Source organism: Pseudomonas iridis (genome assembly GCF_017980685.1).
GTDB lineage: Bacteria > Pseudomonadota > Gammaproteobacteria > Pseudomonadales > Pseudomonadaceae > Aquipseudomonas > Aquipseudomonas iridis.
In genome coordinates this window covers 22,173-48,215 of sequence record NZ_JACXXO010000027.1, presented here as the reverse complement: position 1 = coordinate 48,215, position 26,043 = coordinate 22,173, and the positions used below count along the sequence as shown (strand labels likewise).

General features: G+C 57.7%; 20 protein-coding genes. 6 read left to right on the top strand and 14 right to left on the bottom strand.

All coding sequences use genetic code 11. From position 1 onward, the window contains the following. Nucleotides 1–198: 198 nt before the first annotated feature. Nucleotides 199–2,490, bottom strand: a complete 2,292-nt coding sequence (locus IEQ42_RS26495; protein ID WP_210706087.1) for a type VI secretion system Vgr family protein — start codon at nucleotides 2,488–2,490, stop codon at nucleotides 199–201. A 374-nt stretch (nucleotides 2,491–2,864) separates the two neighbouring features. Here IEQ42_RS26495 and IEQ42_RS26490 point away from each other — a divergent pair, with 374 nt between their 5' ends. After that, a complete protein-coding gene (locus IEQ42_RS26490; RefSeq protein ID WP_210706086.1) occupies nucleotides 2,865–4,166 on the top strand; it encodes an OprD family porin in 1,302 nt (433 codons plus the stop codon). Nucleotides 4,167–4,300: 134 nt separating this feature from the next. On the opposite strand, the gene IEQ42_RS26485 is transcribed toward IEQ42_RS26490, so the two are convergent. From IEQ42_RS26485 to IEQ42_RS26425, 13 genes are all read right to left on the bottom strand, one after another. Then, nucleotides 4,301–5,503 (bottom strand): hypothetical protein, encoded by a 1,203-nt coding sequence (locus tag IEQ42_RS26485; protein WP_210706085.1) that lies wholly within the window; start codon nucleotides 5,501–5,503, stop codon nucleotides 4,301–4,303. A gap of 202 nt (nucleotides 5,504–5,705) precedes the next feature. Then, nucleotides 5,706–6,350 (bottom strand): transglycosylase SLT domain-containing protein, encoded by a 645-nt coding sequence (locus tag IEQ42_RS26480; protein WP_395593659.1) that lies wholly within the window; start codon nucleotides 6,348–6,350, stop codon nucleotides 5,706–5,708. Nucleotides 6,351–6,372: 22 nt separating this feature from the next. Continuing rightward, on the bottom strand, nucleotides 6,373–7,311 hold the full coding sequence (locus tag IEQ42_RS26475; RefSeq protein WP_210706083.1) for a carbohydrate kinase family protein: 939 nt from the start codon (nucleotides 7,309–7,311) through the stop codon (nucleotides 6,373–6,375). A 13-nt stretch (nucleotides 7,312–7,324) separates the two neighbouring features. After that, entirely contained in the window at nucleotides 7,325–8,821 is a 1,497-nt protein-coding gene (xylB, locus tag IEQ42_RS26470) for a xylulokinase (protein ID WP_210706082.1), read from the bottom strand. Between the two features lie 207 nt (nucleotides 8,822–9,028). Beyond that, nucleotides 9,029–10,501, bottom strand: a complete 1,473-nt coding sequence (locus IEQ42_RS26465; RefSeq protein ID WP_210706081.1) for a mannitol dehydrogenase family protein — start codon at nucleotides 10,499–10,501, stop codon at nucleotides 9,029–9,031. 19 nt (nucleotides 10,502–10,520) lie between these two features. Further along, on the bottom strand, nucleotides 10,521–11,624 hold the full coding sequence (locus tag IEQ42_RS26460; RefSeq protein ID WP_210706080.1) for an ABC transporter ATP-binding protein: 1,104 nt from the start codon (nucleotides 11,622–11,624) through the stop codon (nucleotides 10,521–10,523). A 165-nt stretch (nucleotides 11,625–11,789) separates the two neighbouring features. Beyond that, nucleotides 11,790–12,620, bottom strand: a complete 831-nt coding sequence (locus IEQ42_RS26455; protein ID WP_150591945.1) for a carbohydrate ABC transporter permease — start codon at nucleotides 12,618–12,620, stop codon at nucleotides 11,790–11,792. An 8-nt stretch (nucleotides 12,621–12,628) separates the two neighbouring features. Next, nucleotides 12,629–13,555: a carbohydrate ABC transporter permease gene (locus tag IEQ42_RS26450; RefSeq protein WP_210706079.1), complete on the bottom strand. Its 927-nt coding sequence runs from the start codon at nucleotides 13,553–13,555 to the stop codon at nucleotides 12,629–12,631. Nucleotides 13,556–13,697: 142 nt separating this feature from the next. Next, nucleotides 13,698–15,008, bottom strand: a complete 1,311-nt coding sequence (locus IEQ42_RS26445) for an ABC transporter substrate-binding protein (RefSeq protein WP_210706078.1) — start codon at nucleotides 15,006–15,008, stop codon at nucleotides 13,698–13,700. A 323-nt stretch (nucleotides 15,009–15,331) separates the two neighbouring features. Beyond that, nucleotides 15,332–16,237, bottom strand: coding sequence for an AraC family transcriptional regulator (locus IEQ42_RS26440; protein ID WP_210706077.1), 906 nt, complete (start codon nucleotides 16,235–16,237; stop codon nucleotides 15,332–15,334). A gap of 86 nt (nucleotides 16,238–16,323) precedes the next feature. Then, nucleotides 16,324–17,220, bottom strand: a complete 897-nt coding sequence (locus tag IEQ42_RS26435; protein WP_210706076.1) for a phosphatidylinositol-specific phospholipase C domain-containing protein — start codon at nucleotides 17,218–17,220, stop codon at nucleotides 16,324–16,326. Nucleotides 17,221–17,334: 114 nt separating this feature from the next. Beyond that, nucleotides 17,335–18,642: a glycosyltransferase gene (locus tag IEQ42_RS26430; RefSeq protein ID WP_210706075.1), complete on the bottom strand. Its 1,308-nt coding sequence runs from the start codon at nucleotides 18,640–18,642 to the stop codon at nucleotides 17,335–17,337. Nucleotides 18,643–18,795: 153 nt separating this feature from the next. Further along, the gene (locus tag IEQ42_RS26425; RefSeq protein WP_210706074.1) at nucleotides 18,796–19,167 is read right to left on the bottom strand and encodes a response regulator; all 372 of its coding nucleotides are present in this window, start codon (nucleotides 19,165–19,167) and stop codon (nucleotides 18,796–18,798) included. Nucleotides 19,168–19,430: 263 nt separating this feature from the next. Here IEQ42_RS26425 and IEQ42_RS26420 point away from each other — a divergent pair, with 263 nt between their 5' ends. Genes IEQ42_RS26420 through IEQ42_RS26400 form a run of 5 tightly spaced genes read left to right on the top strand, consistent with a single transcriptional unit; the run spans nucleotide 19,431 to nucleotide 25,978 of the window. Continuing rightward, on the top strand, nucleotides 19,431–22,925 hold the full coding sequence (locus IEQ42_RS26420) for a response regulator (RefSeq protein ID WP_210706073.1): 3,495 nt from the start codon (nucleotides 19,431–19,433) through the stop codon (nucleotides 22,923–22,925). Continuing rightward, complete coding sequence (locus tag IEQ42_RS26415) at nucleotides 22,925–23,758, top strand: CheR family methyltransferase (RefSeq protein WP_042559287.1); 834 nt, start codon at nucleotides 22,925–22,927, stop codon at nucleotides 23,756–23,758. Before IEQ42_RS26420 ends, IEQ42_RS26415 begins: the two co-directional genes overlap by 1 nt. Continuing rightward, nucleotides 23,755–24,348, top strand: a complete 594-nt coding sequence (locus IEQ42_RS26410; RefSeq protein ID WP_210706072.1) for a chemotaxis protein CheB — start codon at nucleotides 23,755–23,757, stop codon at nucleotides 24,346–24,348. Before IEQ42_RS26415 ends, IEQ42_RS26410 begins: the two co-directional genes overlap by 4 nt. After that, nucleotides 24,342–25,556 carry a hybrid sensor histidine kinase/response regulator gene (locus IEQ42_RS26405; RefSeq protein ID WP_210706071.1) on the top strand — a complete coding sequence of 405 codons (1,215 nt, stop codon included), beginning with the start codon at nucleotides 24,342–24,344 and terminating at the stop codon, nucleotides 25,554–25,556. Before IEQ42_RS26410 ends, IEQ42_RS26405 begins: the two co-directional genes overlap by 7 nt. Nucleotides 25,557–25,600: 44 nt before the next feature. Next, nucleotides 25,601–25,978 (top strand): response regulator, encoded by a 378-nt coding sequence (locus IEQ42_RS26400; RefSeq protein WP_042559284.1) that lies wholly within the window; start codon nucleotides 25,601–25,603, stop codon nucleotides 25,976–25,978. Nucleotides 25,979–26,043: the final 65 nt, after the last annotated feature.

Here is a 26,043-nt window from a genome sequence, read left to right as displayed (position 1 = left end):
TGCTTACGTTTGCCGGCGTACTCAGCATCGGCGAAGGACATCTGTTTCATCGGGACTCAACCGTTCGATTCCTGTGAGGCGGGTATTTCACCAAATCTGGAAGCCTTTTTCAGAGTTTCCCTAAGGCAATACCCTTCGCAAGTTCGACTGCTGCCTCTTTATAAGCTGCTGTACGGTCTTCAGTTTGCGCTTCTTCACTCATCTCAGCCTCCCTGCGGCTTTCTCCACTAGTGCTTGTAAATCAACGTTGTCTGGATCGAGTCCAAGTTTTCGGATGTCCTCATTGACCTTTGCATCGCTACTTTGGACGATTTTCACTGGTTCGCGATCAAAAGGCCGCGGATCCTCGCCGTAATAGACTTTGGCCGGACCTTTCGGCACGTCTTCCAAACGGGCGAAGCCGTCATCGTCCAGCACGCCTTCGCGGGTCGAGCCATCGGCAAAATCCACGCGATAAGACGCGCCCGGCACCGGTTCCAGATTGTCGTAGTGCAAATTCAACTCCAGCCACGTCGGATTGGCTTTGGCCGTTTCCATCAACTTGCCGGCAATGTCGGCCGCCGCCAACCCCGGAATTAACGGAATCAAAATCCCGATCCCGGTCCCCACCCCAGGCGCACCCCCGGTATTAACCTTCACCTCTGCGCCACTAATCGTTACACCACCCGCATCAACCTTCACAAAACTCCCGCCAGCCTTGGCCGTGAGTTCCATGCCCCCCTCAACCACAACCTTGTCGCCGGCGTGGTAGTGGATTTCGGTGCCGGCTTCGACGAATTGAGCAGTCCCCACTTTCACATGCTGAGTCACACCGACAGTCAAATGATCATCCGCACGCATTTCGCTTTTACGATCCAGATGCGTAATCCGGTGTTCTTCAACCTTGAACTCGCTCAGGGTGTTGGCTTCAACGGTGTCGTGCCGTTCGTTGCCCACACGAATCTTCTGGTCGTGCTCGATGTTTTCATCCCAATCGCGCTGGGCGTGGATGTAGATCTGCTCGATGCCTTTCTTGTCTTCGATCCGAAACTCGTTGTAGCCCTTGCCGCCCGGTGAACTCAGGGTTTTGAAGGTGCTGCGGGTTTTGTTTGCCGGCAGGTCGTAGGGGACGACGTTTTCCTTGTGGTACAGGCAGCCGGTGACGAGGGGCTGGTCGGGGTCGCCCTCAAGGAAGGTGACGAGGACTTCCATGCCGATGCGCGGGATGGCGATGCCGCCGTAGGCTGCGCCGGCCCAGCCGCTGGCGACGCGCATCCAGCAGGTGGTTTTATCGTCGGCCTGGCCGTCGCGGTCCCAGTGGAACTGGACTTTGATGCGGCCGTATTGATCGCAGTGGATTTCTTCGCCGGCCGGGCCGGTGACGACGGCGGTCTGGCTGCCAAGGACTTTAGGTTTCGGGTGTTCGAGGGCAGGGCGGTAGTGCGCGTCCCACGGGGTCGCGATGAAGCTGTTGCGGTAGCCCTGGTGGAAATCGCTTTTGTTGTCGGTGACGTCGCTGGTGACGTTTTCGCCGAGCACTTGCGGTTGTTTGCCTTCGTGGAAGACTTCCAGCAGCAGCCACATATCGTTCCACTCGGCGCGCGGGTGTTCGGCGAGGGTGAGGAAATGGCCGCTGGTGAGGGTCGGCTCGTCACCTTTGCCTTCGGCGAGTTTGTAGTCGCTGCGATGGCGTTCCAGTGCTCGGGTCGAGAGGAATTTCCCGCGCTCGCGGGTGGTGAAGCGGCCGGGGTAGTCGTAGTCCTCAAGGTCCGGGGCAAAAGGGCTTTTCGCCGTGCCTTCGGGCAGGATCTTCGGTTTTTCGAAGTCGTAGTCGCGGCGGCTGACGCGGGTGGTGCGGGTTTCCAGGCGCAGGTTGAAACGCTTGATGACTGGTTTGTCGGCGCTCATGCCGGAGTCTTGCTGGTAGCTCACTGCTTTGAGTTTGCGGAAAACGGTCTGGTCGTCGCCGAACACCAGTTTGTGGCCACTGCTGCTGTGCTGGAAGTGGAAGTGAATGCCTTCCTCTTCGCACAAACGCTGGATGAAATGCAGGTCGGATTCGTCGTACTGCACGCAGTAATCGCGTTCCGGGTACTCGGCACTGAGCTGGAAGCTGTAGGCGTCGGCAAGAATGCCGCGATCTTCCAGGACCTGAGCGATGATCTTCGGTACGGTCAGTTGCTGGAAAATCTGCTGATCGTGGTTGTGCCGCAGGTAAGCGAGTTGCGGCACCAGGCTGATGCTGTAGCGCGTCAGGGTTTTGCCGGAATCGCCTTGCTCGATGCGGTACACCAAACCGTGGATCGTGCCTTCGCCAGTGGCACCAAACGTCAGCACGCCGCGCTTGTGCAGCAACTCTTCGAGCTTGAGGTCGGGGCGAGCGCTGACCAGTTCGAGGTCAAAACGGAACGGTTCGTTGAGGGCTTCGCGACCGGTGAAGCTCAGGACTTGCAGGTCAGCGGAAACGCCTTCGAGGGTGAGGGTGATGTGGGTTGCGTTGGCGTCCAGCATGCCTTGAATTCCGTCCGTTGAATAAGCAGGAGGTGGATGTTGCAGGATTAGACCGTCTCGTTCAAGGCGCAAATGCCGTATGCCCAGCCTGTGCGGGTTATAGGGAAAACCCTTAGGACGAACGTTCGGCCCAATAAAATCGGCTATTCCCCAAAAGCATGGCTCGCCAATCTGGAGGGTTCAAACGGCAGAGCGCCGAAGAATAGCCAGTCAGTTTCAGACTAAAGTCGCCTGTAGCACGTCAAAGCCATCTGCCATCATTGCGGCTCACCCCTGCGTGTTCACTTCCTCTCGGCGCTTCATTGATCCGGGACGGGAGCTATTTTTCTGGCTTATTGCGCGTTTGCGCAAACGCTTCAATGTTGGAGTTTTTCATGCGTCCCCCCTTTTTTCTCATCACCCCGCGCCAGTCGTTTGGCTTCGGAGCCCTTGTGCTGTGCGCCGGTTTCACCGCGCAAGTGCAGGCTGGCGGATTTCTTGAAGACACCACGGCGAAAATCGAGTCGCGCACGGTGTACTTCAACCGCGATTTCCGTGATGGGCACACGTCCAACGATCAGGGCGCGTCCAAGCGTGAAGAGTCGGCGCAGGGTTTCATTCTCAATCTGCAATCGGGTTACACCGAGGGCACGGTTGGCTTCGGTATCGATGCGCTGGGCATGCTCGGCTTCAAACTGGATTCCAGCGCCGACAGCAGTAACAGCGGTTTGCTGCCGTCCAGCGGGCAGGACCCCCGCGGTTCGAAAGATCAATACGCGAAAATCGGCCTGACCGCGAAAGTGAAGGTTTCGGACACCGTGCTGAAGTACGGCGCGCTGCTGCCGGATCTGCCGCTGCTGAAATACAACGACGGCCGTTTGCTGCCGACGATGTTCAACGGCGCAATGCTGACTTCAAAAGAAGTGAAGGATCTGACCTTCATGGCGGCGCGTCTGGACAAGTACACCGCGCGTGACTCCACCGATTCGCAAGACATCCGCGTGCACTGCAAGAACAAGCGCTACGCGTGTAACACCACCGCCGACCATTTCGACATGTACGGCTTCGACTACAAGATCAACGATCGTCTGACTGCGCAGTATCACTACGCCGAACTTGAAGACATCTATCGTCAGCACTACGTCGGGTTGTTGGGCAATCAGCCGCTGGGCAACGGTGTATTGAAAGCTGACTTGCGCTTGCTGAAAAGTGCCGACAGCGGCGATGCAAAAGCCGGCTCAATCGACAACCGTGCACTGAGCGGCATGCTGTCTTACGCCATCAGCGGCCACACTTTCAGTGGTGGCTGGCAGCGCATGAACGGCGACAACTCGATGCCGTACCTCGATGGCAGCAACCCGTATCTGATCAACTATGTGCAGGTCAACGACTTCGCCGCCGCGCAGGAACGCTCCTGGCAACTGCGTTATGACTATGACTTCAAGGCGATCGGCATCAACGGTCTGAGTTTCCTGACGCGTTATGTGAACGGTGATCACATCAAGGTCGTGGGCAGTGATCAGGAAGGCAAAGAGTGGGAGCGTGACAGCGAGTTGAAGTACGTGATTCAGACGGGGGCGTTCAAGGACGTGAGTTTACGCTTGCGTAATGCGACTTACCGTACGAATTACCAGCAGTTTGCCCGGGATGTGGATGAGACACGGTTGATTGTGAGTTACAACTTTTCGGTGTTGTAACCGTTGGATTGTCGGAATTAGACCCATCGTCATCGCGGGCAAGCCCGCTCCCACAGGGATCTCCATTGAACACGGATTCTGTGTTCGATAGACGTCCAATGTAGGAGCGAGCATTTTTCAAGCAGCGCGTCGCTTCAAAGTCCGGGAAGTGAAACCTGGAAAGCCTGCTCGCTGCCGGAAGGAGTTACGCCATAACCACCGCCAAGGGTGCCACTGATGGAAATTGCCCTCGCCAGGTTATCTTCTGTCCCGGCCATTCCCAGTACTTCAGTCAACCCTTCGGCAGGGCTCCAAGTGTAGACGCCCAGCGGCGCATTCGAATCGGTGGGCACGCAGGTCATGATGGTCTTGTCGACGGCCTGGGCAAGTGCGTCGACCTGGATGAGATTACAGCCCGAAGGTACGGGTACATAGGGAGCTTGATTGGGCACTTGGCGCCACAACCGCGGCCGTACGATTTGCCCAGGCGTCGTATCCGTCTCCTTCACGACGATGAGGTCGTTTTCGTTGAAAAACTGGGTCTCGGTTGCGTAGCCATTCGCAGACGCCAGTGTTGTCGGCACTGCGTCGAAACTCGACCAGAAGGTCGCTTTGGACGGGCCATTCGTGTAATGACAGGTTCCCGCGGCCTTATCGCTATTATTGATCGCGGTAACTTTGCAGTTGATTGCATCTGCCGGCGTCTTGAGCGTGTTTACAAGATATTTAACGCCATTGTAGGTCGCGACCCTCGGGCTGTTGCCACAATTGAGCGCAACATTTGGAAGGCCGTTGTGGGCCTCATCGTTAATGTCGGCAACTTTGCAATTATCATAGCGGTTGGAAACCATGATCGGCTTTCCTTCACCGAACAGCGGCCATAGAACTGCCGTCTGTCGTGTTCCGATACTTTGTCCTGCTACTTGCCCGTGCAGGTTGGCGGCTCCAAACGAAGTTCTAAGATCCAGAATCAGAGGAAGGAGTTCGGTTGGCGGACCTGAGGGCGTATTAATAGACCATGTCACAACACCACTTATCCCTAGCAGCTTTTTACAAGTCCCCACTATCACATTGACTCCCATTTGATGAGGGTCGCAGGCCGAGCCCAAGGCCGGTGGCTTCAAGTTGATGAAGGTTGAAGGTGGACGGAAAAACCAGGCCTGCGTTGGGGTTTGATTTATGCAGGCGCCCAGTACGTTACCGTTGTCGGTAACCGCAGCGGTCCTACACGTCTTGCCGGTCGGTCCGACCAGCACGGCTTGAGGGGGCGCCGCTTGAGCGGGACTGAGCATCAACATCAACAGCGGTAAAAGTACAGTGGTAGAAATGGCGGTTTGTCGCGCAAGGGATAAGTTCATGACGGATCTTCCATGTTCGTCGTTCAGGTTTTGCAAACAGGCGTCGATGCAGAATTCGATGTCCTGGCCTGACGGCGCCGTGGATGCTAATGGCGCTGTCGAACTTAGTAGAAAGGAGAGACAAGCCGCAGGCAACTGGCATATCTGACAGGTGACTACATGCTCTTTGCCATGCTAGAGCTCGCGGGTGACTACACGGGTGTTATAGCCAATGCCAGAACCGGCTCCAGAACCCGCGATTCAGATCCTCCTTGCAGCCAGCATATTGCTGCGCATACATGTCGGAACGATTCTGCACCTTGCGCGCAGTTGGCATCAGCCACGCCTTGCTGGCGTAAGTCTTGTTGCGATAACCGCCCCAGCCTTCGTGATAGTTGAGGTACTGGCCATAGGCGTCGTATTTGTAGACGCCGTTGATCGAGGTGGTCTTGTCCATGTACCAGCCGATGAAGTCGATGGCGTCGTCGAAGTCTTCGCGGTCGGCCCAGTTTCTACCGGTGCTTTTCTGGTAGTCGGACCAGACTTCATCCTTGGCCTGCGCATAACCAGATGCGGTCGAGACGCGGCCCCACGGAATTATCCAGAGCAGGTATTTGCGTGGCGTCTTGGCGTCGTAGCGGTAGCCGGACTCCTGATACATGATTGCGAACGGCACCTGGATCGGCACGCCCCAGCGCTTTTGCGTGACTTGCGCGGCGTCGTACCAATCGCTTTTTTCCCGGAAGATCTCGCAGATGTTTTCAGGCGAGCGGGGCGGCGAGGTGCCGCAGCCCGTCAACAGCGCCGCGAGTATCAATAGTCCAATTGTCTGCCGAGAATTCAAAAGCCGTCGTCCTGTGATGCGCATAAAAGGGCGACAGTTTACGCGTTCAGGTCAATTGATGACGATAGGGCAGATCCGGACCGGTCTTGCTGCAGGTCAGCGCTGCCGCTTGCACGGCGAACTTGAGCATCGCGTCGATCTGTTCGCGAGCCAATTGCTGCACGCCTTCGACCGAGTCCAGACCCTGTTCGGTCAGCCAGGTAATCAATGCAGCCTGGAAAGTGTCACCGGCGCCGACGGTATCGGCGATCTTCACAGGACACGCCGGCACCGACCAGGACCCGTGGGCGCGGCTGAACACGCTTGCGCCTTCACCGCCACGGGTGAGGAATACCATGTGGCAGCGATGCTCCAGCCAGCCTTCGATGACCCGCTGCGGATCCTGCTCGGGATACAGCAGGCTCAAGTCTTCATCGCTGACTTTGATCAGATCGGCCAGTTGCACCAGCGTGGCGATTCGTTCGCGCCACAGGTCGATATTCGGCTCGGGATTGAGGCGCACGTTGGGGTCGAGGCTGATCAGGCGTTTGCCGCTTTCACGCTGCACCAGCGCCAGCAGTGTGTCGGCAATCGGCTGCACCACCAGGGAAAACGAGCCGATGTGCAAGCCGCGTACTTCGGGGCCTAGCGTAGGCAGATGCGCCAGGCTCAGTTGCCGGTCAGCGCAGCCTTCACCGCGAAAGCTGTAATGCGGCGAGCCATTGGCACCAACGGCGACCATCGCCAGCGTGGTCGGTGCAGCGAAGTCCACCAGATAATCCGGGCGCACACCTTCGTCCTGCAGCACCTGTTGCAAGCGGCGACCGAGGTAGTCGGTGGACAGCCCGCCGAACAAGGCCGAGTCCACACCCAGACGGCGCAAACCCACCGCGACGTTGAACGGCGAGCCGCCAGCAATCGCCTTGAAGTTCACTTTCGAGGCCAGACCACTGGCATCGTCTTCGCTGAAGAAATCAAACAGCGCTTCGCCACACACCAAATACATAATTGTTTGCTCTTTATAGGGTTGCGACATGCTGTTGATAGCGTTCATAAGCCTGCTGGAACGCCGCGACATTGGCGGCGTTCGGCAGGGTTTCACTGCTCAGGTCAAGCTTCACGCAGCGCTGGCAGAGATCGGCCAGCGTGTCTTCGTGACCATGGGACCATGACTTGCACCACGCGGCCTGAATAGCGGCGCCAAGGGCGGCCGCTTCGCTTTGTTCGGTGCAGATGACAGGGGTGTCCATGATGTCGGCGACGATTTGGCGCCACACGGCGCTCTTCGAACCGCCGCCGATCAGGCAAATGCTGCGGCTTTGTAAACCATTGTGCCGGAGTAAATCCAGTCCATAGCGCAAGCCGAAGGTCGTGCCTTCGATGGCGGCGCGGCACAGATTGGCCTGGGTCAGGTTGTCCAGCGTCAAGCCGTGCAGGCTGCCGGTGGCGTGGGGCAGGGCGGGGACGCGCTCGCCGTTGAGGAATGGCAGCATACACACGCCTTCAGCCCCGATAGGGGCCTGGGCGACGAGGGTGTTGAACTGATCGAGATCGAGGTCGAACAGTTCGCGAATCGCGCCGGTGGCGTTGGTCAGGTTCATGGTGCAGATCAGTGGCAGCCAACCGCCGCTGGAGGAGCAAAAAGTCGCGACCGAAGCGTCCCCACTGACCGTTGGCGCATCGGCATAGGCGTACACAGTGCCGGACGACCCGAGGCTCATGGTGATCGCGCCGGGCTGGATGTTGCCGGTGCCGATGGCGCCCATCATGTTGTCACCGCCACCGCTGGACACCAATGCGTTGCGGTTGATGCCGAGGTGTTCGGCAATCGCGGGCAGGATCGTGCCTACGGCTTCGTGCGCATCGATCAGCTCCGGCAACGCCGCTTGCAGGCGTCCGCTGGGGTCGATGTCGCGCAACAGCTGCAAATCCCACTGGCGGCTGCGGACGTTGAAATAACCGGTGCCGGAAGCGTCGCCGTATTCGCTGCAGGCTCGACCCGTGAGCCAATAGTTGAGGTAATCGTGGGGCAGCAGGACGCGGGCAATGCGCGCGAAAACGTCTGGGTGCTGTTCCTTGGTCCAGAGCAGTTTTGACACGGTATAACCCGGGGCGATGACTACGCCGAGGCGTTCCAGAGAGCCTTTTTCACCGCCCAGATGGGTGAGCAATCGGTCGTTTTCAGCGCTGGTTTCGGTGTCGCACCAGAGCTTGGCCGGGCGCAGGACTTCGCCTTCATCATCGAGCAGCACCAGACCGTGCTGCTGGCCGGAAACGCCGATGCCGAGGATTGATTGGCCGTCGACATCCGCCGCCAGCAGCGCCTGGCGGGTGGCGAGGGCGAAAGCTGCAAGCCATTGCTGAGTGTCTTGCTCGCGACGGCCATTGGCGCCGCTGATCATCGTGTGCGCCGCGGCGCCCTGGCCGAGCACCTGACCGCTGGCGGCATCGAGGATGATCGCTTTGGTGCCTTGGGTGCCGCAGTCTATGCCGAGGAAGAGTTGTCGGGTTGTCATATGTGGACCAGTCGGTTAGCGATGAAGATCAAGAGCCACCCCCTCACCCCAGCCCTCTCCCCCCAAGGGGGGGCGAGGGGGAAAGGGAGCCGTTTTGTATGCTTTTCAGCACCTGAGTTCGACTCGGTATCTCAGGTCGATGCAACTCAAAAAACCACCACGGTCAGTTCCCTCTCCCTCGGGGAGAGGGCTAGGGTGAGGGGCTTTTCAGGCAAGAACCCGTTCTAAAGTCCGCGTAACACCCACCTCGCGCAAACTATCGCAACACCATTCAAACGCTGCGACAAACTCCGTCGACCTCGGTATCGCCGTGCCGAAAATCTCCTCGACCGCCAACAAACGCTCCGTCATCAATGCATCATCCGCCACCAGCGCCTGACAAAAAACAGCCCGCGGATCAGGAATGGAATAGGTATCGCCATTCTCATCCACGCCCTTCAAATACAACGCCCAGGCTGCCACCACCAACGCCGCGCGGCGGGTCTCGCGCCCATCGGCGATCAACCGGTTGATCGTCGGAACAGTGAACTTGGGAAACTTTGACGAACCATCCGAACACACCCGCTCAAGCTGATCGGCAATCGCCTGGTTAGAGAACCGCGCTACCAGCGTGTCTTTGTAATCGTCCAGGTTGATACCCGGCACCGGCGCCAGTTGCGGCGTGACATCCAGGTCCATGTAAGCGCGCATGTAACGCACGAACAGCGGGTCGTTCATGGTTTCGTGGACGAAGCGATAGCCCTTCAAAAAACCCAGATAGGTCAGCGCCAGATGGCTGCCATTGAGCAATTTGATCTTCATCTCTTCGTACGGCGACACGTCGTCGGTGAACTGCACGCCAACCTTCTCCCACGCCGGGCGACCGTTGACGAATTTGTCTTCCAGCACCCACTGCACAAACGGTTCGCAGACCACCGGCCAGGCGTCGTCCACCGCATGTTTGTCGGCAAGCTGCAGACGGTGCGCGGTGCTGGTCATCGGTGTGATGCGGTCGACCATCGCGTTGGGGAAACTGACGTTCTGCTCGATCCAGTCGCGCAGCCCGGTGTTGCGCAGGGTGGCGAAGGCCAGCAGCGCCTTGCGGGTCACCGCGCCGTTGTGCGGCAGGTTATCGCAGGACATGATCGTGAACGCCGGCGTGCCTGCGCCACGGCGTTTCTCCAGGGCCGCGCAGAGGAAGCCGAACACGGTTGTCGGTGCGCCTGGGTGCGCCAGATCGTGCTGGATCTGCGGCAGGTGCGCCATGAATTCGCCGTTGCTGTCGTCGATGCAGTAACCGCCCTCGGTGATGGTCAGCGAGACGATGCGGATCTGCGGATCGGCGAGTTTGTCGATCAACGCCTGCGCGCCGTCTTCGGCCAGGAGCATGTCGCGAATCGCGCCGATAACGCGTACTTCGGTGTCATCGCTGTCGCCGAGTTCGAACAGGGTAAACAAGTAATCCTGCTCTTTGAGATCGTCGCGGGCGCGGCGGTCTTCGGCGCGCAGGCCGACACCGCAAATCGCCCAATCCAGGGCTTCGCCGGTGTTCATCAGCGCGTCGGTGTAATACGCCTGATGCGCCCGGTGAAAGCCACCGACGCCAATGTGCGCGATGCCTTGGCGAGTGTCGCTGAGGCTGTAGGCCGGCAGTTGCACTTCGGCGGCGAGGCGGTTGAGATTTTGTTTGTTCAGTTTCATGGGAAAACTCTCGAAAAAATCAGGCAGCCGCACGCAGCGGACGGGCCAGCGCCACGCCTTCGGCATCGAATAAATGGCAGTGGGCGGCGTCCAGATAGAGGTTCAGTTGCTCGCCATAACGGCTCGCCAGATCACCGCGCACACGCATGGTCAGGGCTTCGCCTGCGTTGGTTTTGACGTGGCAAAAGGTGTCGCTGCCCAGACGTTCGCTGACATCGGCGGTGACTTGCAGGGTGCAGTCGCCCGGTTGTGCCAGCTCCAGATGTTCCGGGCGAATACCCAGGGTCACAGCGCTGCCGACGCTCAGGTGCGCGGCGTTCAAAGGCAGGGTGATGCGAGTACCAGCGTCCAGCGCGACTTCGCAGCTTGGGCCGTCGGCGCGGGTAATCTTGCCCTTGAGGAAACCCATTTTCGGTGTGCCGAGGAAACCGGCTACGAACAGGTTGGCCGGGCTGTGATAGAGGTCCAGCGGCGAGCCGACCTGCTCGATCCTGCCGCTATTGAGCACCACGACCTTATCGGCCATGGTCATCGCTTCGACCTGATCGTGGGTCACGTAGATCATGGTCGCTTGCAGGTCCTTGTGCAGGCGCAGCAGTTCCAGTCGCATCTGCACGCGCAGCGCGGCGTCGAGGTTGGACAGCGGCTCGTCGAACAGGAAGATTTTCGGATTGCGCACGATGGCGCGGCCGATCGCGACACGTTGACGCTGACCGCCGGAGAGCTGTTTGGGTTTGCGCTCAAGCATCGGCCCGAGCTCAAGAATGCGCGCCGCCTCACCGACTTTCTGCTCGACTTCGGCTTTCGGCACACCGGCCAGATCGAGTGCGAAAGACATGTTCTTTTTCACGGTCATGTGCGGATAAAGCGCGTAGGTCTGAAACACCATCGCCAGGTCGCGTTTGGCCGGGCTGACTTCGGTGATGTCGCGGCCATCCAGTTCGATGGTGCCGTCGCTGACTTCTTCCAGGCCTGCGATCAGACGCAGCAGCGTGGACTTGCCGCAGCCGGACGGGCCGACGAAGACCACGAATTCCTTGTCGTTCACTTCCAGGTCGATGCCCTTGATGATGGAGAAACCTTCGAAGCCTTTTTGCAGATTCTTGATTTTCAGGTTGGCCATGGTGATGGGCCTCCGCATTTTATTATTCAGTTGAACCGGATCGGCTTTTCTGTGGGGGCGAGCCTGCTCGCGAAGGGGCCGTATCAGTCACCATCTTTGTTGGATGACACACCGCTTTCGCGAGCAGGCTCGCTCCCACAGGGAATCGCATTCGATTGAATATCTTCATTTCACAGCGCCAAACGACAGCCCGCGCACCAGTTGTTTCTGGCTGATCCAGCCGAAGATCAGAATCGGCGCACAGGCCAGAGTCGACACCGCCGACAACTTGGCCCAGAACAACCCTTCGGGGCTTGAGTACGAGGCGATTAACGCGGTCAGTGGTGCGGCTTTCGAGGAGGTCAGGTTCAGCGACCAGAAGGCCTCGTTCCAGCACAGGATCAGCGACAGCAGCACGGTCGAGGCGAGGCCGCCCTTGGCGATTGGCAGCAGCACACGGACCATTTCCTGCCACAGCGTGGCGCCGTCGAGGCGGGCGGCTTCGAGGATGTCTTTGGGGATGTCCTTGAAGTAGGTGTAAACCATCCAGACCACAATCGGCAGGTTGATCAGTGTGTAGATCACGATCAGCGCGATGCGCGTATCGAGCAGGCCGAAACTCTTGGCCAGCAGGTAGATCGGCATCAATACGCCCACTGGCGGCAGCATTTTGGTGGAGAGCATCCACAGCAGCGTGCCTTTGGTGCGCTGGGTTTCGTAGAACGCCATCGAGTAGGCGGCCGGCACCGCAATCAGCAGGCTCAGCGCGGTAGCGCTGAAGGAAATCACCACCGAATTCCAGGCAAAACTGAAGTAGTCGCTGCGCTCGTTGATGTGCAGGTAATTCTCCAGCGTGGGCGTGAAGATGAACTGCGGCGGCGTGGCGAAGGCGTCGATTTCGGTCTTGAAACTGGTCATCACCATCCAGAAGATCGGGAAGAAAATCACGATCGCGATGGCCCAGGCCAGGGTGCCGAGCAGCAGGCTTTGCAGCCGGCGGGATTGTTGAAGAGTCATGGCAGGCCTCAGGCTTTGTCAGTCAGGTTTTTGCCGATCATCCGCACCAGAATGATCGCGGCGATGTTGGCGATGACCACGGCAATCAAGCCGCCCGCCGAGGCCATGCCGACGTCGAACTGCACCAGCGCCTGGTTGTAGATCAGGTAGGCGAGGTTGGTAGACGCGTAACCGGGGCCGCCGTTGGTGGTGGTGAAAATCTCGGCGAACACCGACAGCAGGAAGATCGTTTCGATCATCACCACCACCGCAATCGGCCGAGCCAGGTGCGGCAGCGTCAGGTGCCAGAAGATGGCGATGGGACCTGCACCGTCGAGGCGCGCGGCTTCTTTCTGCTCCTGGTCGAGGAACTGCATGGCCGTCATCAGGATCAGGATCGCGAAGGGCAGCCATTGCCACGAAACAATGATGATGATCGACAGCAGCGGGTAGTGCGCCAGCCAGTCCACCGGTTGTGCGCCGAACAGTTTCCAGATGTAGGCGAGGATTCCCGACACCGGATGGAAAATCAGGTTCTTCCAGATCAGCGCGCCGACCGTGGGCATGATGAAGAAAGGCGAAATCAGCATGACCCGCACGATGCCACGGCCGAGAAACTCGCTGGCCTCCAGCAACGCGCTGATCAACACGCCGAACACCACACTGATCAGCAACACGCTGCCAACCAATAGCAAGGTGTTGGTGGCGCCGGGCATGAACCCTGAGTCGGTCAGGAAATAAGTGAAGTTCTCAAGCCCCACGAACTGGTTTTCACCGGGGTAGAGCAGGTTGTAGCGGATCAACGAGAAGTAGATGGTCATGCCCAGCGGCACGATCATCCACAGCAGCAACAAGGCCACGGAGGGGCTGACCAGAAACCAGCCGGGATTGGCCACGCGGCTTTTGCGCTGCGGCCGGGACAGGTCGATTTGGGCTTTGGCAGTTGAAGTATTCATGGCAATAACCGATTAGCGACGGGCGGATGAAGATCAACTGTGGGAGCGAACCTGCTCGCGAAGAGGCCGTCACATTCAACATCTCAGTGACTGACCTGGCGCTTTCGCGAGCAGGCTCGCTCCCACATGGAAATGCGCTGGTTTACTTCGGATAACCCGCGCGCTTCATCTCGCGTTCAGTGGTCTGCTGCGCTGACGCCAGCGCCTGATCCACCGTGGTCTGGCCGATCAGCGCCGCCGAGAACAGCTTGCCGACCTGAGTGCCCACCGCCTGGAACTCAGGGATGGTCACCAGTTGAATGCCTATGTACGGCACCGGTTTCAGCGTCGGTTTGCTCGGGTCGGCGGCTTTCAGCGATTCCAGCGTGACCTTGGCAAACGGCGCCGCTTTCATGTAGGCATCGCTGTAGGTCGTGGCGCGGGTGCCCGGCGGTACGTTGGCGATCCCGTCCTTCTCGGCAACCAGTGCGCCGTATTCTTTCGACGTGGCCCAGGCGCTGAAGGTTTTCGCGGCATCCTTGGCCTTGGAGCTGGTCGGAATCGCCAGAGCCCACGAATACAGCCATGCCGAACCTTTGTCTGTGACTTGATGCGGTGCGAAGGTGAAGCCGACGTGGTCGCTAACCTTGCTCTGGGTCTTGTCGGTGACGAACGAGCCGGCGACGCTGGCATCGACCCAGATGGCGCATTTGCCGCTGTTGAACAGCGCAAGATTTTCGTTGAAACCGTTGCTGGAGGCACCCGGCGGGCCAGATTTCTTCATGGTGTCGACATAGAAATTCAGCGCGTTTTTCCACTCGGGCCCCGTGAATTCAGGCTTCCACTGCTCATCGAACCAGCGCGCGCCATAGGCATTGGCCACGGTGGTGATCAACGCCATGTTCTCGCCCCAACCGGCCTTGCCGCGCAGGCAGATGCCGTATTGCTCTTTATCTTTGTCGGTGAGTTTTTCCGCGAAACCAGCGATCTGTTCCCAGGTCGGACGCTCTGGCATGGTCAGGCCGGCCTCTTTGAACAGGTCGGTGCGGTAATAGGTGATCGAGCTTTCGGCGTAGAACGGCAGGGCATACAGCGAACCCTTGACCGACAGACCTTCGCGCACCGACGGGAACACATCGTCGAGGGCGTAACTGGCCGGCAGGTCTTTCATCGGTTCAAGCCAACCCTTGGCGCCCCACAGTGCAGCTTCGTACATGCCGATGGTCAACACGTCGAACTGCCCGCCTTGAGTGGCGATGTCGGTGGTCAGGCGCTGACGCAGGACGTTTTCTTCCAGCACGACCCAATTGAGCTTGATGTCCGGGTGCTCGGCCTCGAAAGTTTTCGAGAGCTTCTGCATGCGGATCATGTCGCTGTTGTTGACGGTGGCGATGGTCAGGGGCTGGGCGCCAAGGCTGACGCTGCTGAGGGTCATGCAGGTGAGGGCAAGCAGAGCTTTTGCAGTGGGTTGCATCGTGCACTCCTTTTTCTGCACCCCGGGGGGAGGCAGAAGGACGGTTATTGTTTTTGTGTCTTCCGAATGCAGGAAGAATGTGTGCTGATTACAGCGTTCAATCGCAGGACTGACAAATCATCCATCGCACTTCGACTGATACTTTTTTGTACTGGACTTTGACCGGGTAAACGCAGGGAAGGGGATTGCAGCGTGGGGAGGACATCGGATATGTACAGGTTTTCAGAGATTAATAGCCAAGTTCAAAAGATCGCAGCCTTCGGCAGCTCCTACAGAAGACCGGTGTAGGAGCTGCCGAAGGCTGCGATCTTTTGATCCTGCTTTCAGCTGTGGTTTTGCTCAGTCAGGCGCTGCACCGCCAGGCGTCGATAATGCGAAGGTGTCATGCCCTTGAGCTGCTGAAAGCGCCGATTGAAGTTGGAAATATTGTTGAATCCGGACTCGAAGCACACATCCGTCACCGGTTTATCTCCATCGGCCAACAGCTCGCAGGATTTGCTGATGCGCAAGCGATTGACGAACTCGATGAAGGTGCGCCCGGTCGCCTGTTTGAATACGCGGCTGAAGTAGGTCGGTGTCATGCTCAGATGCTCGGCGACTTCTTCCAGGGAAATGTCCCGGGCGTAGTGGCTGAAGATGTAATCGACCGCGCGGTTGGTGCGATCGATATTGTGCTCGTCCGCCAGTTGCGGCGTGGTGGCGCCGGACAATAACTGGAATTCATCGCTGGCTGCGAGCAACTCCATGAGGATGAAAAAGTGCCCAAGCCGAGTGACGCCGCTGCTGTCGGCGATTCTTTGCATCAACGTCATGGCCTGGCGAATCGTGCGTTTGCAGCGGAACTCGATGCCGTACTGAGCACGCTCCAACAATGGCGCCAGCGTCTTCAATTCGGCGAACACCTGGTGGCCGCTCTCGAACAACTCATCAGTGAAATTGACCAGCATGTCGCGCTTTTCGACGATTTCGTCTTCGGCCACCTGGCTGATCCAGTTGTGCGGCAGATTGGGCCCGGTGAGGAACAGCGATTCTGGATAGAAGTTGCCGATGTAGTCGCCGATGAACACTTTGCCCGAACTGGCAACGATCAGGTGCAGTTCGTATTCCTTGTGAAAATGCCAACGCACCAACGGGCAGGGAAAACCATGCTGGCGGTAGATGATGGACAGCCCGTTGTGGTCATCCATCAACTCGTAAGAGGGGTCGGTCACGCGTGCGGTGCGGGTCATGGCTGGACACTTTTTTGTTATCGCCTGGCGATCATGCCTCTTTCATGGCCTAAGGTGCCAGCCCGATACTTCAATAGGCTGGCTGATCAACCCTGGTGAGCCTTTTTGCCCGCCCTCTTGAGATTTGCCAGATAACAGAAATAGACGAGCTTGGAGTTTTTAATAAAGTCGAAGTTGATGATGCTGCATTTTTCCGCCCAATCACTTTTTGCCGGGTCGAACCATTCGTCGAGCTCTTCCAGCATTCTGACTGGCCCACCCGCGTCATAGATGGCAGCCGACAGCGACCACGGCGCCCGTTGCCCGGGAGGATTGGCCATAACTTCAGCGATATAAAGTTTTAAACGCGAGTGAGAGAAAGTATCTTCAAAAATCCTTGAACCGTCGCTGCCGGCCCATCGATGCGGGGTTTCAGATGCGAAGACTTTTCTATCAAGACTGCTGTTATAAGGCGCGGTGACCAGAACGCGCTGAGGGCGGCTGACTGCCTTTAATTCTCCAAGCGTCAGGTTCATGTTTTCTGTCGGTATGATGTGTTCTCCAAGGTGCTCCTTCATCATGTCGCTGAAGTAGCCGAAGTCAAACTTTTCGTTACCATGTTCGAGTTTGTGAAAGTCCAGAATGATGAACTCGTTAAAGCTTCGTTCGAGAAAAGCTTTAATGTCGCGAATAAGATCAGCCAGTGTGCGCGAAGACCAGGCTCCGTTATGTATGAAACGAAATTTCTCAAGTCCACTCGCTTTGGCGTTATAGACCAGGCGTACATCAAGCGCCCGGGCGCCGCGATTAAGCTGGCTATAGAAGGGCACGTCCTGACAAGCGAACCAGTTACGGGTGAATACACTGGAGTAAGAGGCTTCCAGGTCGCAGCCCGCATTGTGCGTGCCGGGCAATGTCATTTCTCTAAGCGATAGATTGTCGCATTCAGGGGTCGCTCTCATCCACTCGTGAGCGGGGAAATCCTTAAAACTACTCGGTGTCATGTTTACATCCTGCTGGCTTGGTAAGTTGTTTAAGTTAGCTGCGCAGGATGTATATAACGAATGACAGAGATTTGACTAATGATGATGTTGTTCGAATTGTGTGTTTATCGGATCTTAAGTATCGGTGTCTGGCGCAATGTTACGATTCTTTGCCTCAATCCACTGCGCCATGTACTGAGTACTTTTGTGGGAGTGGTGGCGTAGCATGTTTCCGATAAAGTTACTGGCCCTGAGTTGTTTCAGGTTTAGTTGGTAACTGATGAGTTTTTTTATCAATGCCGGGCCATGAACTGAAATAGGGTAACGCTCATTGAGCAATACTGTTCCTGCAAGTTGGCTCGCTTGCCAGCGAGCCTCATCGGTATAAAGTTGAACGGCATTGTTCGCGAAGTCGCTTGCCGTTTGTGTGACCGCGCCGGGCCAAGGGAGATCCCCGTGCATGCCTTCGGCGCCGATCGGCGTGGTCACGCTAGGTGTTCCGCAGAGCATGGCGTCAACCAGTTTGCCCTTGATGCCGGCACCGAAACGCAGAGGGGCCAGACAGACCCGCGCTGCGGACATAACCTGCAAAGCATCCTCAGCCCAGTTCATGATGTGAAACCCTTGCGCCGCATTATGCAGCGCAGTGGCTTTGGGCGGGGTGTATGCACCATAGATATGCAGTTGCGCCTGCGGCAGTTGCTGGCGGATCAGCGGCCAGATCGTGGTCTTCATCCAAAGCACGGCATCCCAGTTGGGCGCGTGGCGAAAATTACCGATGCTCAGAAAATGCGCGCGTTCCTCGAACGGGCGAAATGCTGCTGTCGGCGACTCGATCATCAACGGGCACCAGTGCAATAGTTGTCGCGGCAGCCCGAACTGTGACACCAGCAGATCTATCTCGACCTCGGAAATCATCAAGTTCAAGTCACAGCGATACAGCGCAGCGATTTCACGCTTGGCCAGGTCGGTATCGGCCATCAACTCAAACTCTTCGCGCAATGCCGGGGCGAACAAATCGCTGAAGTCATCCTGATCGTCGTTGATTTTCAAACGATCCTTCTGACGTTGATGGCGGGCATGTCGCAGGCTTTGCAAATCGGATGTTTCCAGAACACGCAGGGCGTCTGGACAATGCTTTTCAACCCGCCAGCCGAACTGTTCTTCCATCATGAACTGGTCGAACAACACAATGTCGGGCGCCAGGTTGCTGATGAAGGTATCGAAGCTGCTGTTATTGAGTTCGATCGGCACCTCGCGGATCCCCAGTGCAGACAAATCGGCCTTGTGCTCACCGGGCCCCGCCGGGCTGCTGAAGGTGATGTCCCAGCCTTGGGTCAGGAACGTCTCGAGAATCTGCATCACGTGCCCGCTGGCAGCGGAGGAACGGGGTTCGGGCCAGACATAACCAATGACGAGAACTTTGGTTGCAGGCTGACTCATAACGCGAATTCCTAAACATACGGTGGGGAAAAAACAGCGCGAATTAAAACACAAACCGGACAGTCTCCGGTTTGTCGATATCCGTTGGGAGGGGCGTCGAGGCGCAGAGTGTGGGGCGCTTCCGGGAATCTGGTCGTGCCAGGGACTACATGATCAAGTGTCTTGAGTTACAAGAATGCCCTTCACCTTGTCGCGTAGTTCGTCAATCGAAAACGGTTTGCCGATAACGTGCATGCCATCTGGCACATCGATACTTTCGGCGTAACCACTGGCAAACAGGATTGGCAATTCGGGACGCATTTTACGCGCTTCCAGGGCCAGTTCACGGCCATCCATACCGGGCAAACCGACATCCGTCATCATCAGATCAATGTGACTGGCCGTATCCACCAGAATTTCCAGCGCCTGTTCGCTACCGTCAGCCTCCAACACTTTGTAGTCCAGTTCCTCGAGGACATCGACGATCAGCATGCGCACGATGGCATCGTCTTCGACTACAAGGATGGTGGAAAGGGTGGCGGACATAATTAAGCTCTCAAGGGTAGGGTTGGGGCGCGCCGGTCGATCAAAAATACCGGGCTCTTGCATGAGTAAGTGGCGCATAGCCACAAGTTCCCGTTTTGATACAAAAAAGATTAGCAGCTGCGAGGCGTGCAAGGATAACTGTTGGCACGCACCCAGGCGCAGGCAAATGTAGGAATTTACTGCCAAAATCGTCAGAAAAATGGATCCAGGCCGGTGTTTTGGGGCAAACTCTCGGGTTTTCAACAGTTCGACAAGGCTGCCCCATGTCCTCTCCGTCTTCGGTTGATGAGCAACGCTTTCGCAAACTCCTGAGTCGCAACGTCAGTCTGCCACTGGGCGTCGGCGTGCTCAGTGCGGTGTTCTTCGTGTCGCTGATCACTTACCTGCTATCGGTCATCCAGTGGGTTGAACACACTGACCGCGTGATCAATAACGCCAACGAAGCGGTGAAACTGACCGTGGATCTGGAAACCGGCATGCGCGGTTACCTGTTAAGCGGCGATGAGCACTTCCTCGACCCGTACGAAACAGCCAGGCCGCGAATCGCCGTGGCGCTCAATACGTTGCTTGAGCTGACAGCCGACAATCCAGTGCAAATCGATCGTTTGCGCCGCCTGCAAGCGTTGCAGACCGAATGGGCGACCTACGCGCAATCGATGATCGATTTGCAGCGCAGCAGCGGTGATTACCGTGGTGCGGTGAGAGCCGGGCGCGGCAAGCGTCTGACGGACGAGATTCGCAAGCAGTTCGAAGATGTGATCGACATGGAGCAGCAGTTGCGCGCCTCGCGCAATGAAGAGGTGCGCCGCACTACGATCTGGAGCATCACCCTTTATCTGCTGTTTGTCGCGGGTATCAGCGGGTTGCTGGCCTACATTGGTCGGCGCGATCTGGTCAATCTGTCGCAAAACTACGGCGCCACATTGGCCGCACAGCAAGCCAGCGCCGAGCGCCTGGAACGCCAGGCCTGGCTGCGCAACGGCCAGACCGAACTGGCCGAGCAAGTGCTGGGGCAACTGACACTGAATCTGTTGGGACGCAACATTCTGCAGTTCTGCGCCCAATATCTCGGCAGCGCGGTGGCGGCTCTTTATGTACGCGAAGAGCACGGTGACCTGAAGCGGGTCGCCACCTATGGCTTCTCGCGGGAACAGGAAGAACACGGGCAGGCGATTCACAGTGCTGAAGGCATTGTCGGTCAAGTGGTGCAGCAGGCGCGCCTGGTTCGGCTGGATTCGGTGCCATTCGATTACTTCAAGGTCAGTTCCGGTCTTGGCGACGGTCTGCCGCACAGTGTGCTGGTGGTGCCGACCAGCGAAGACGATCGGGTCAACGGCGTGATCGAGCTGGGTTTCCTGCGTCCGCTCAATGACCGCGACATCGAGTTGCTGGAGCTGATCGCCAGCAATATCGGCACCTCTATCGAGGCGGCCCGTTATCGCCAGCGCCTGCAGGAAGTGTTGGCCGAAACCCAGCAACTCAACGAAGAGTTGCAGGTGCAGCAAGAAGAGCTGAAAACCGCCAACGAAGAGCTGGAAGAGCAGTCGCGGATTCTCAAGGAGTCCCAGGCGCATCTGGAAACCCAGCAAGTGGAGCTTGAGCAGACCAACGAGCAACTGGCTGAACAGGCCCAGACACTTGCAGAACAACGCGACGCCATGGACTTGAAAAACACCGAGCTGAATCAAGCTCAGGTGCAACTCGAAGAGCGTGCCGAAGAGTTGCAGCGTTCGAGCAAGTACAAGTCCGAGTTCCTCGCAAACATGTCTCACGAACTGCGCACACCGCTGAACAGTTCGCTGATCCTCGCCAAGTTGCTCGCGGAAAACCCGCAGGACAACCTCAGTCCCGAGCAGGTCAAGTTTGCCGAGTCGATCTATTCCGCCGGCAACGATCTGCTCAACTTGATCAACGATATCCTCGACATCTCCAAGGTCGAGGCGGGCAAGCTGGAAGTTCTGCCGGAAAACACCCACGTCGCACGGCTGGCGGACGGTTTGCGGGGTGTCTTTGAACCGATCGCGGCGGATAAGAAGCTGGCGTTCCGTGTCGAAGTGCAACCCGGCGCCCCGACAATGATGTTTACTGACCGCCAGCGTCTGGAACAAGTGATCAAAAATCTGCTGTCCAACGCCATCAAGTTCACCGAGCAAGGCTCGGTCAGCCTGACGATTGCCAGTCAGCCCGATGAGCACATTGCCTTCATCGTTCAGGATTCGGGGATCGGCATTGCCACGGATCAGCAGGAAAGCATCTTCGAAGCCTTCCGTCAGGCCGATGGCACCACCAATCGCAAGTACGGCGGCACCGGGCTGGGGTTATCGATTTCCCGGGACCTGGCAATGTTGCTCGGCGGTTCTATCAGTGTCAGCAGCACGCCGGGGCAGGGCAGTGTGTTTACCCTGGTATTGCCGTTGCAGTACAGCGAGCCGGGTGATACAGCGTTCACGCCGCTGAGCTTTACTCCGCCCGCGGCCGTTACGCACGTTGCCGCGTCGGCAGCGCCGGTTACATCACTTGCCCCGGTCAACATCCCGCGCTTTGCCGATGACCGCGACAAAGGGCCGTTTGCGACCCGCTGCATTCTGGTGGTCGAGGACGAGCCGAATTTCGCTCACATCCTTTACGACCTGGCGCATGAGTTGGGTTATCAGTGCCTGGTCGCCCATGGGGCGGACGAAGGCTACGATCTGGCGCGGGATTTCTTGCCGGATGCGATCCTGCTCGATATGCGCCTGCCAGACCACTCCGGTCTGACCGTGCTGCAGCGTTTGAAAGAGCGCGCCGAGACCCGTCACATCCCGGTCCACGTGATCTCGGTCGAGGATCGTGTCGAAGCGGCGATGCACATGGGTGCGATCGGTTACGCGGTCAAGCCGACCACCCGCGAAGAGCTCAAGGACGTGTTCGCCCGTCTCGAAGCCAAGCTGACGCAAAAGGTGAAACGCGTGCTGCTGGTCGAGGACGATGACCTGCAGCGCGAAAGCATTGCGCGGCTGATTGGCGATGAAGACATCGAAATCACCGCCGTGGGCCTTGCTCAAGAGGCTCTGGATCTGCTGCGCACGACGATCTTTGATTGCATGGTGATCGACCTGAAGCTGCCGGACATGCTCGGCAACGAGTTGCTCAAGCGCATGTCCACCGAAGACATCTGTTCGTTCCCTCCGGTGATTGTCTACACCGGGCGCAACCTGACCCGCGACGAAGAGGCCGAGCTGCGCAAGTATTCGCGCTCGATCATCATCAAGGGCGCGCGTTCACCGGAACGCTTGCTGGATGAGGTCACACTCTTTCTGCACAAAGTCGAATCACAGTTGTCCCATGAACGGCAGAAGATGCTCAAGACCGCGCGCAGCCGCGACAAGGTCTTCGAAGGTCGCAAAGTGCTGCTGGTGGACGACGATGTACGCAACATCTTCGCCCTGACCAGCGCGCTGGAGACCAAAGGCGCAGTCGTGGTGATCGGCCGGAACGGTCGTGAGGCGATTGAAAAACTCAATGAAGTCGAGGACATCGATCTGGTGCTGATGGACGTGATGATGCCGGAAATGGATGGTTTCGAAGCCACCATTGAGATCCGCAAGGATCCGCGCTGGCGCAAACTGCCCATTATTGCGGTGACGGCCAAGGCCATGAAGGACGATCAGGAGCGCTGCCTGCAAGCGGGTGCCAACGATTATCTGGCCAAGCCTATCGACCTGGATCGCCTGTTCTCGCTGATTCGTGTGTGGTTACCGAAGATGGAACGCATTTAGTGGACGGCAATCACTCATTAGAGCGAAACAGTGAAATCGAATTGCGGCTGTTGATTGAGGCGATCTACCTCAAATACAGCTACGATTTTCGCGATTACTCCGGCGCTTCGATCAAGCGTCGGGTGCAGCACGCATTGAGCCAGTTCGAGTGCGCGACCATCTCTGCGTTACAGGAGAAAGTCCTGCATGACCCGACAGCGTTCATGCAGTTGCTGCAATTGCTGACGATTCCGGTCAGCGAGATGTTTCGTGATCCGTCGCACTTCCTCGCCATTCGCAATGAGGTGGTGCCGCTGCTGCGCACCTATCCGTCGATCAAGATCTGGATTGCCGGGTGCAGCACCGGGGAGGAGGTCTATTCGATGGCGATTTTGCTGCGCGAAGAGGGCCTGCTCGATCGCACGATCATCTACGCGACCGACATCAACCCGCGTTCGCTGGACAAGGCCAAGCAGGGTATTTTCTCGATGGAAAATGTCCGGGCCTACACCGCCAATTATCAGCAGGCCGGTGGCCAGTGTTCATTTGCCGATTACTACACGGCGGCTTATGGTTACGCGATTTTCGACAAAAGCCTGTGCGAAAACGTGACGTTCGCCGACCACAGCCTGGCCACTGACAGTGTGTTCTCCGAAACTCAATTGATTTCTTGCCGCAATGTGCTGATCTACTTCAACAAGAAGCTTCAGGACAGAGCGTTCGGGCTGTTCCATGAATCGCTTTGTCATCGCGGTTTTCTTGTACTGGGCAGCAAGGAGACGCTGGATTTTTCCAGCTATGCGAACCAGTTCGAGCCGCTGGTAAAGCAAGAACGGATCTACCGCAAAAAATGAACGACACTGCGGATTTGCCTCGAATCGAGGCTATTGTGGTCGGTGCTTCCGCTGGTGGCGTCGAGGCATTGATCAAGCTGCTTGGCCCGTTGCGCCAGGGTTTTGTGCTGCCGATCATCATCGTGCTGCACTTGCCGGAGGAGCGTCGCAGCCAGTTGGCTGAAGTGTTCGCCCGACGTCTGCTGATGCCGGTCGAAGAGGCCACGGACAAGCAGGATATCCAGGCCGGCACGGTGTATTTCGCCACGCCCGGTTATCACCTGTCGGTGGAGCAGGATCGCAGTTTGTCCTTGAGCCTTGAGGATCGCCTTCATCATTCGCGGCCATCAATTGACTATCTGTTCGAGTCTGCTGCCGATGTCTACGGACCCAAATTGGCCGCTGTGTTGCTGACCGGCGCCAATCACGATGGCGCGCGCGGGCTGGCGCAGGTCAAACGCTGCGGCGGGCTGACCATTGTGCAGGAGCCCAGCGACGCTCAGGTCGCCACCATGCCTCTGGCAGCGCTGAAAATTCAGCAGCCGGATCATGTCTTACCCATTCACGGCATCGGCCGTCTGCTAGTCGAGCTGGAACAAATCGCATGCTGAGTAATATTCAGGCAAAACTGCTGATCGTCGACGATCTGCCCGAGAACCTGCTGGCTCTCGAAGCGCTGATCAAACGCGAAGACCGCACCGTCTATAAGGCGTTGTCGGCTGACGAAGCGTTGTCGCTGCTGCTGCAACACGAGTTTGCCATGGCCATTCTCGACGTGCAGATGCCCGGCATGAACGGCTTCGAACTGGCCGAGCTGATGCGCGGTACCGAGAAAACCAAGAACATTCCGATCGTTTTCGTCAGCGCCGCCGGCCGCGAACTGAACTACGCGTTCAAGGGCTACGAGAGCGGCGCGGTGGACTTCCTGCACAAGCCGCTGGATATTCACGCGGTGAAAAGCAAGGTCAACGTATTCGTCGATCTGTATCGCCAGAGCAAGGCCATGAAGCAACAGGTCGAAGCGCTGGAGCAGGCCCGGCGGGAGCAGGAAGCGCTGCTGCAGCAATTGCAGAGCACCCAGTCGGAGCTCGAGCAAGCAGTGCGGATGCGCGATGACTTCATGTCAATCGTCGCCCACGAGGTGCGTACACCACTCAATGGCCTGATACTCGAAACTCAATTGCGCAAGATGCACCTGGCGCGTGACAACGCCGCGGCGTTCACCCTCGACAAGATGCACGCCATGGTCGATCGCGATGAGCGGCAGATCAAAAGCCTGATCCGCTTGATCGAGGACATGCTCGACGTGTCGCGGATTCGCACCGGCAAGCTGTCGATCCGGCCGAATTCCTTTGACCTCGTGCAGTTGGTGAGCAATCTGCTGCAAAATTTTGCTGCGCAAATCGAAGCGGCGGAAACCACCGTCACCTTCGAGGCAGACATGCCGGTAAAAGGTTGCTGGGATGAGTTCCGCATCGAGCAGGTGATTTCCAATCTGCTGACCAACGCCTTGCGTTACGGCGGCAGGAGCCCGATTCAGGTGCGCGTCTACCGCCAGGGCAACGAAGCTCGGGTTGAGGTTCAGGACCACGGGATCGGCATCAGCTCCGAGAACCAGAAACGTATTTTTCAACAGTTCGAACGGGTTTCCGCCAAGACGGTAGTGGCCGGTCTCGGGTTGGGTCTGTTCATTTCCGAGCAGATCGTCGCCGCCCATGGCGGTTCCATCGTCGTCGAGAGTCAAATCAACGAGGGCGCCCTGTTTCGCGTTTGTCTGCCGATCGAGGAAAACGGCAAATCCGACGCAACCTCTGAGTGACCGCACGGTCGTATCAGCAGCTATTGACCGAACATAGGCTTCCCATGAGCGTAGATGCACAAGATGTAGTACTCGTCGTCGAGGACGAACCAGTTATCTTGATGGTTTTGACGGATTATCTGTCGGGGCAGGGCTATCGCGTCTTGCAGGCCGAAAACGGCGAGCAGGCGTTCGAAATCCTCGCGAGCAAGCCACATCTGGACATGTTGATCACCGACTTCCGTTTGCCCGGCGGCATTTCCGGCGTGCAGATCGCCGAGCCCGCCGTGAAACTGCGACCCGATCTCAAGGTGATTTTCATCAGCGGTTATCCGCAGGAAATCCGCGAGACCGGTAGCCCGATCACGCTCAAGGCGCCGATTCTGGAAAAGCCGTTCGATCTGGACGTGTTGCAGGAAAAGATTCAGGAAATGTTGGCCTGATCGCGATCGCCCTCATGTAGGAGCTGCCGCAGGCTGCGATCTTTTGACTTTGTTTCAAGATCAAA

What these genes read in the sequence shown, in the direction of transcription:
- IEQ42_RS26420 (WP_210706073.1), top strand. Translation starts at nt 19,431, where the DNA reads ATGTCCTCTCCGTCTTCGGTTGATGAGCAACGCTTTCGCAAACTCCTG.
- IEQ42_RS26465 (WP_210706081.1), bottom strand. Translation starts at nt 10,501, where the DNA reads ATGAAACTGAACAAACAAAATCTCAACCGCCTCGCCGCCGAAGTGCAA.
- IEQ42_RS26480 (WP_395593659.1), bottom strand. Translation starts at nt 6,350, where the DNA reads ATGCGCATCACAGGACGACGGCTTTTGAATTCTCGGCAGACAATTGGA.
- IEQ42_RS26430 (WP_210706075.1), bottom strand. Translation starts at nt 18,642, where the DNA reads ATGAGTCAGCCTGCAACCAAAGTTCTCGTCATTGGTTATGTCTGGCCC.
- xylB (WP_210706082.1), bottom strand. Translation starts at nt 8,821, where the DNA reads ATGACAACCCGACAACTCTTCCTCGGCATAGACTGCGGCACCCAAGGC.
- IEQ42_RS26410 (WP_210706072.1), top strand. Translation starts at nt 23,755, where the DNA reads ATGAACGACACTGCGGATTTGCCTCGAATCGAGGCTATTGTGGTCGGT.
- IEQ42_RS26400 (WP_042559284.1), top strand. Translation starts at nt 25,601, where the DNA reads ATGAGCGTAGATGCACAAGATGTAGTACTCGTCGTCGAGGACGAACCA.
- IEQ42_RS26440 (WP_210706077.1), bottom strand. Translation starts at nt 16,237, where the DNA reads ATGACCCGCACCGCACGCGTGACCGACCCCTCTTACGAGTTGATGGAT.
- IEQ42_RS26450 (WP_210706079.1), bottom strand. Translation starts at nt 13,555, where the DNA reads ATGAATACTTCAACTGCCAAAGCCCAAATCGACCTGTCCCGGCCGCAG.
- IEQ42_RS26425 (WP_210706074.1), bottom strand. Translation starts at nt 19,167, where the DNA reads ATGTCCGCCACCCTTTCCACCATCCTTGTAGTCGAAGACGATGCCATC.
- IEQ42_RS26475 (WP_210706083.1), bottom strand. Translation starts at nt 7,311, where the DNA reads ATGTATTTGGTGTGTGGCGAAGCGCTGTTTGATTTCTTCAGCGAAGAC.
- IEQ42_RS26490 (WP_210706086.1), top strand. Translation starts at nt 2,865, where the DNA reads ATGCGTCCCCCCTTTTTTCTCATCACCCCGCGCCAGTCGTTTGGCTTC.
- IEQ42_RS26455 (WP_150591945.1), bottom strand. Translation starts at nt 12,620, where the DNA reads ATGACTCTTCAACAATCCCGCCGGCTGCAAAGCCTGCTGCTCGGCACC.
- IEQ42_RS26460 (WP_210706080.1), bottom strand. Translation starts at nt 11,624, where the DNA reads ATGGCCAACCTGAAAATCAAGAATCTGCAAAAAGGCTTCGAAGGTTTC.
- IEQ42_RS26435 (WP_210706076.1), bottom strand. Translation starts at nt 17,220, where the DNA reads ATGACACCGAGTAGTTTTAAGGATTTCCCCGCTCACGAGTGGATGAGA.
- IEQ42_RS26445 (WP_210706078.1), bottom strand. Translation starts at nt 15,008, where the DNA reads ATGCAACCCACTGCAAAAGCTCTGCTTGCCCTCACCTGCATGACCCTC.
- IEQ42_RS26495 (WP_210706087.1), bottom strand. Translation starts at nt 2,490, where the DNA reads ATGCTGGACGCCAACGCAACCCACATCACCCTCACCCTCGAAGGCGTT.
- IEQ42_RS26405 (WP_210706071.1), top strand. Translation starts at nt 24,342, where the DNA reads ATGCTGAGTAATATTCAGGCAAAACTGCTGATCGTCGACGATCTGCCC.
- IEQ42_RS26485 (WP_210706085.1), bottom strand. Translation starts at nt 5,503, where the DNA reads ATGAACTTATCCCTTGCGCGACAAACCGCCATTTCTACCACTGTACTT.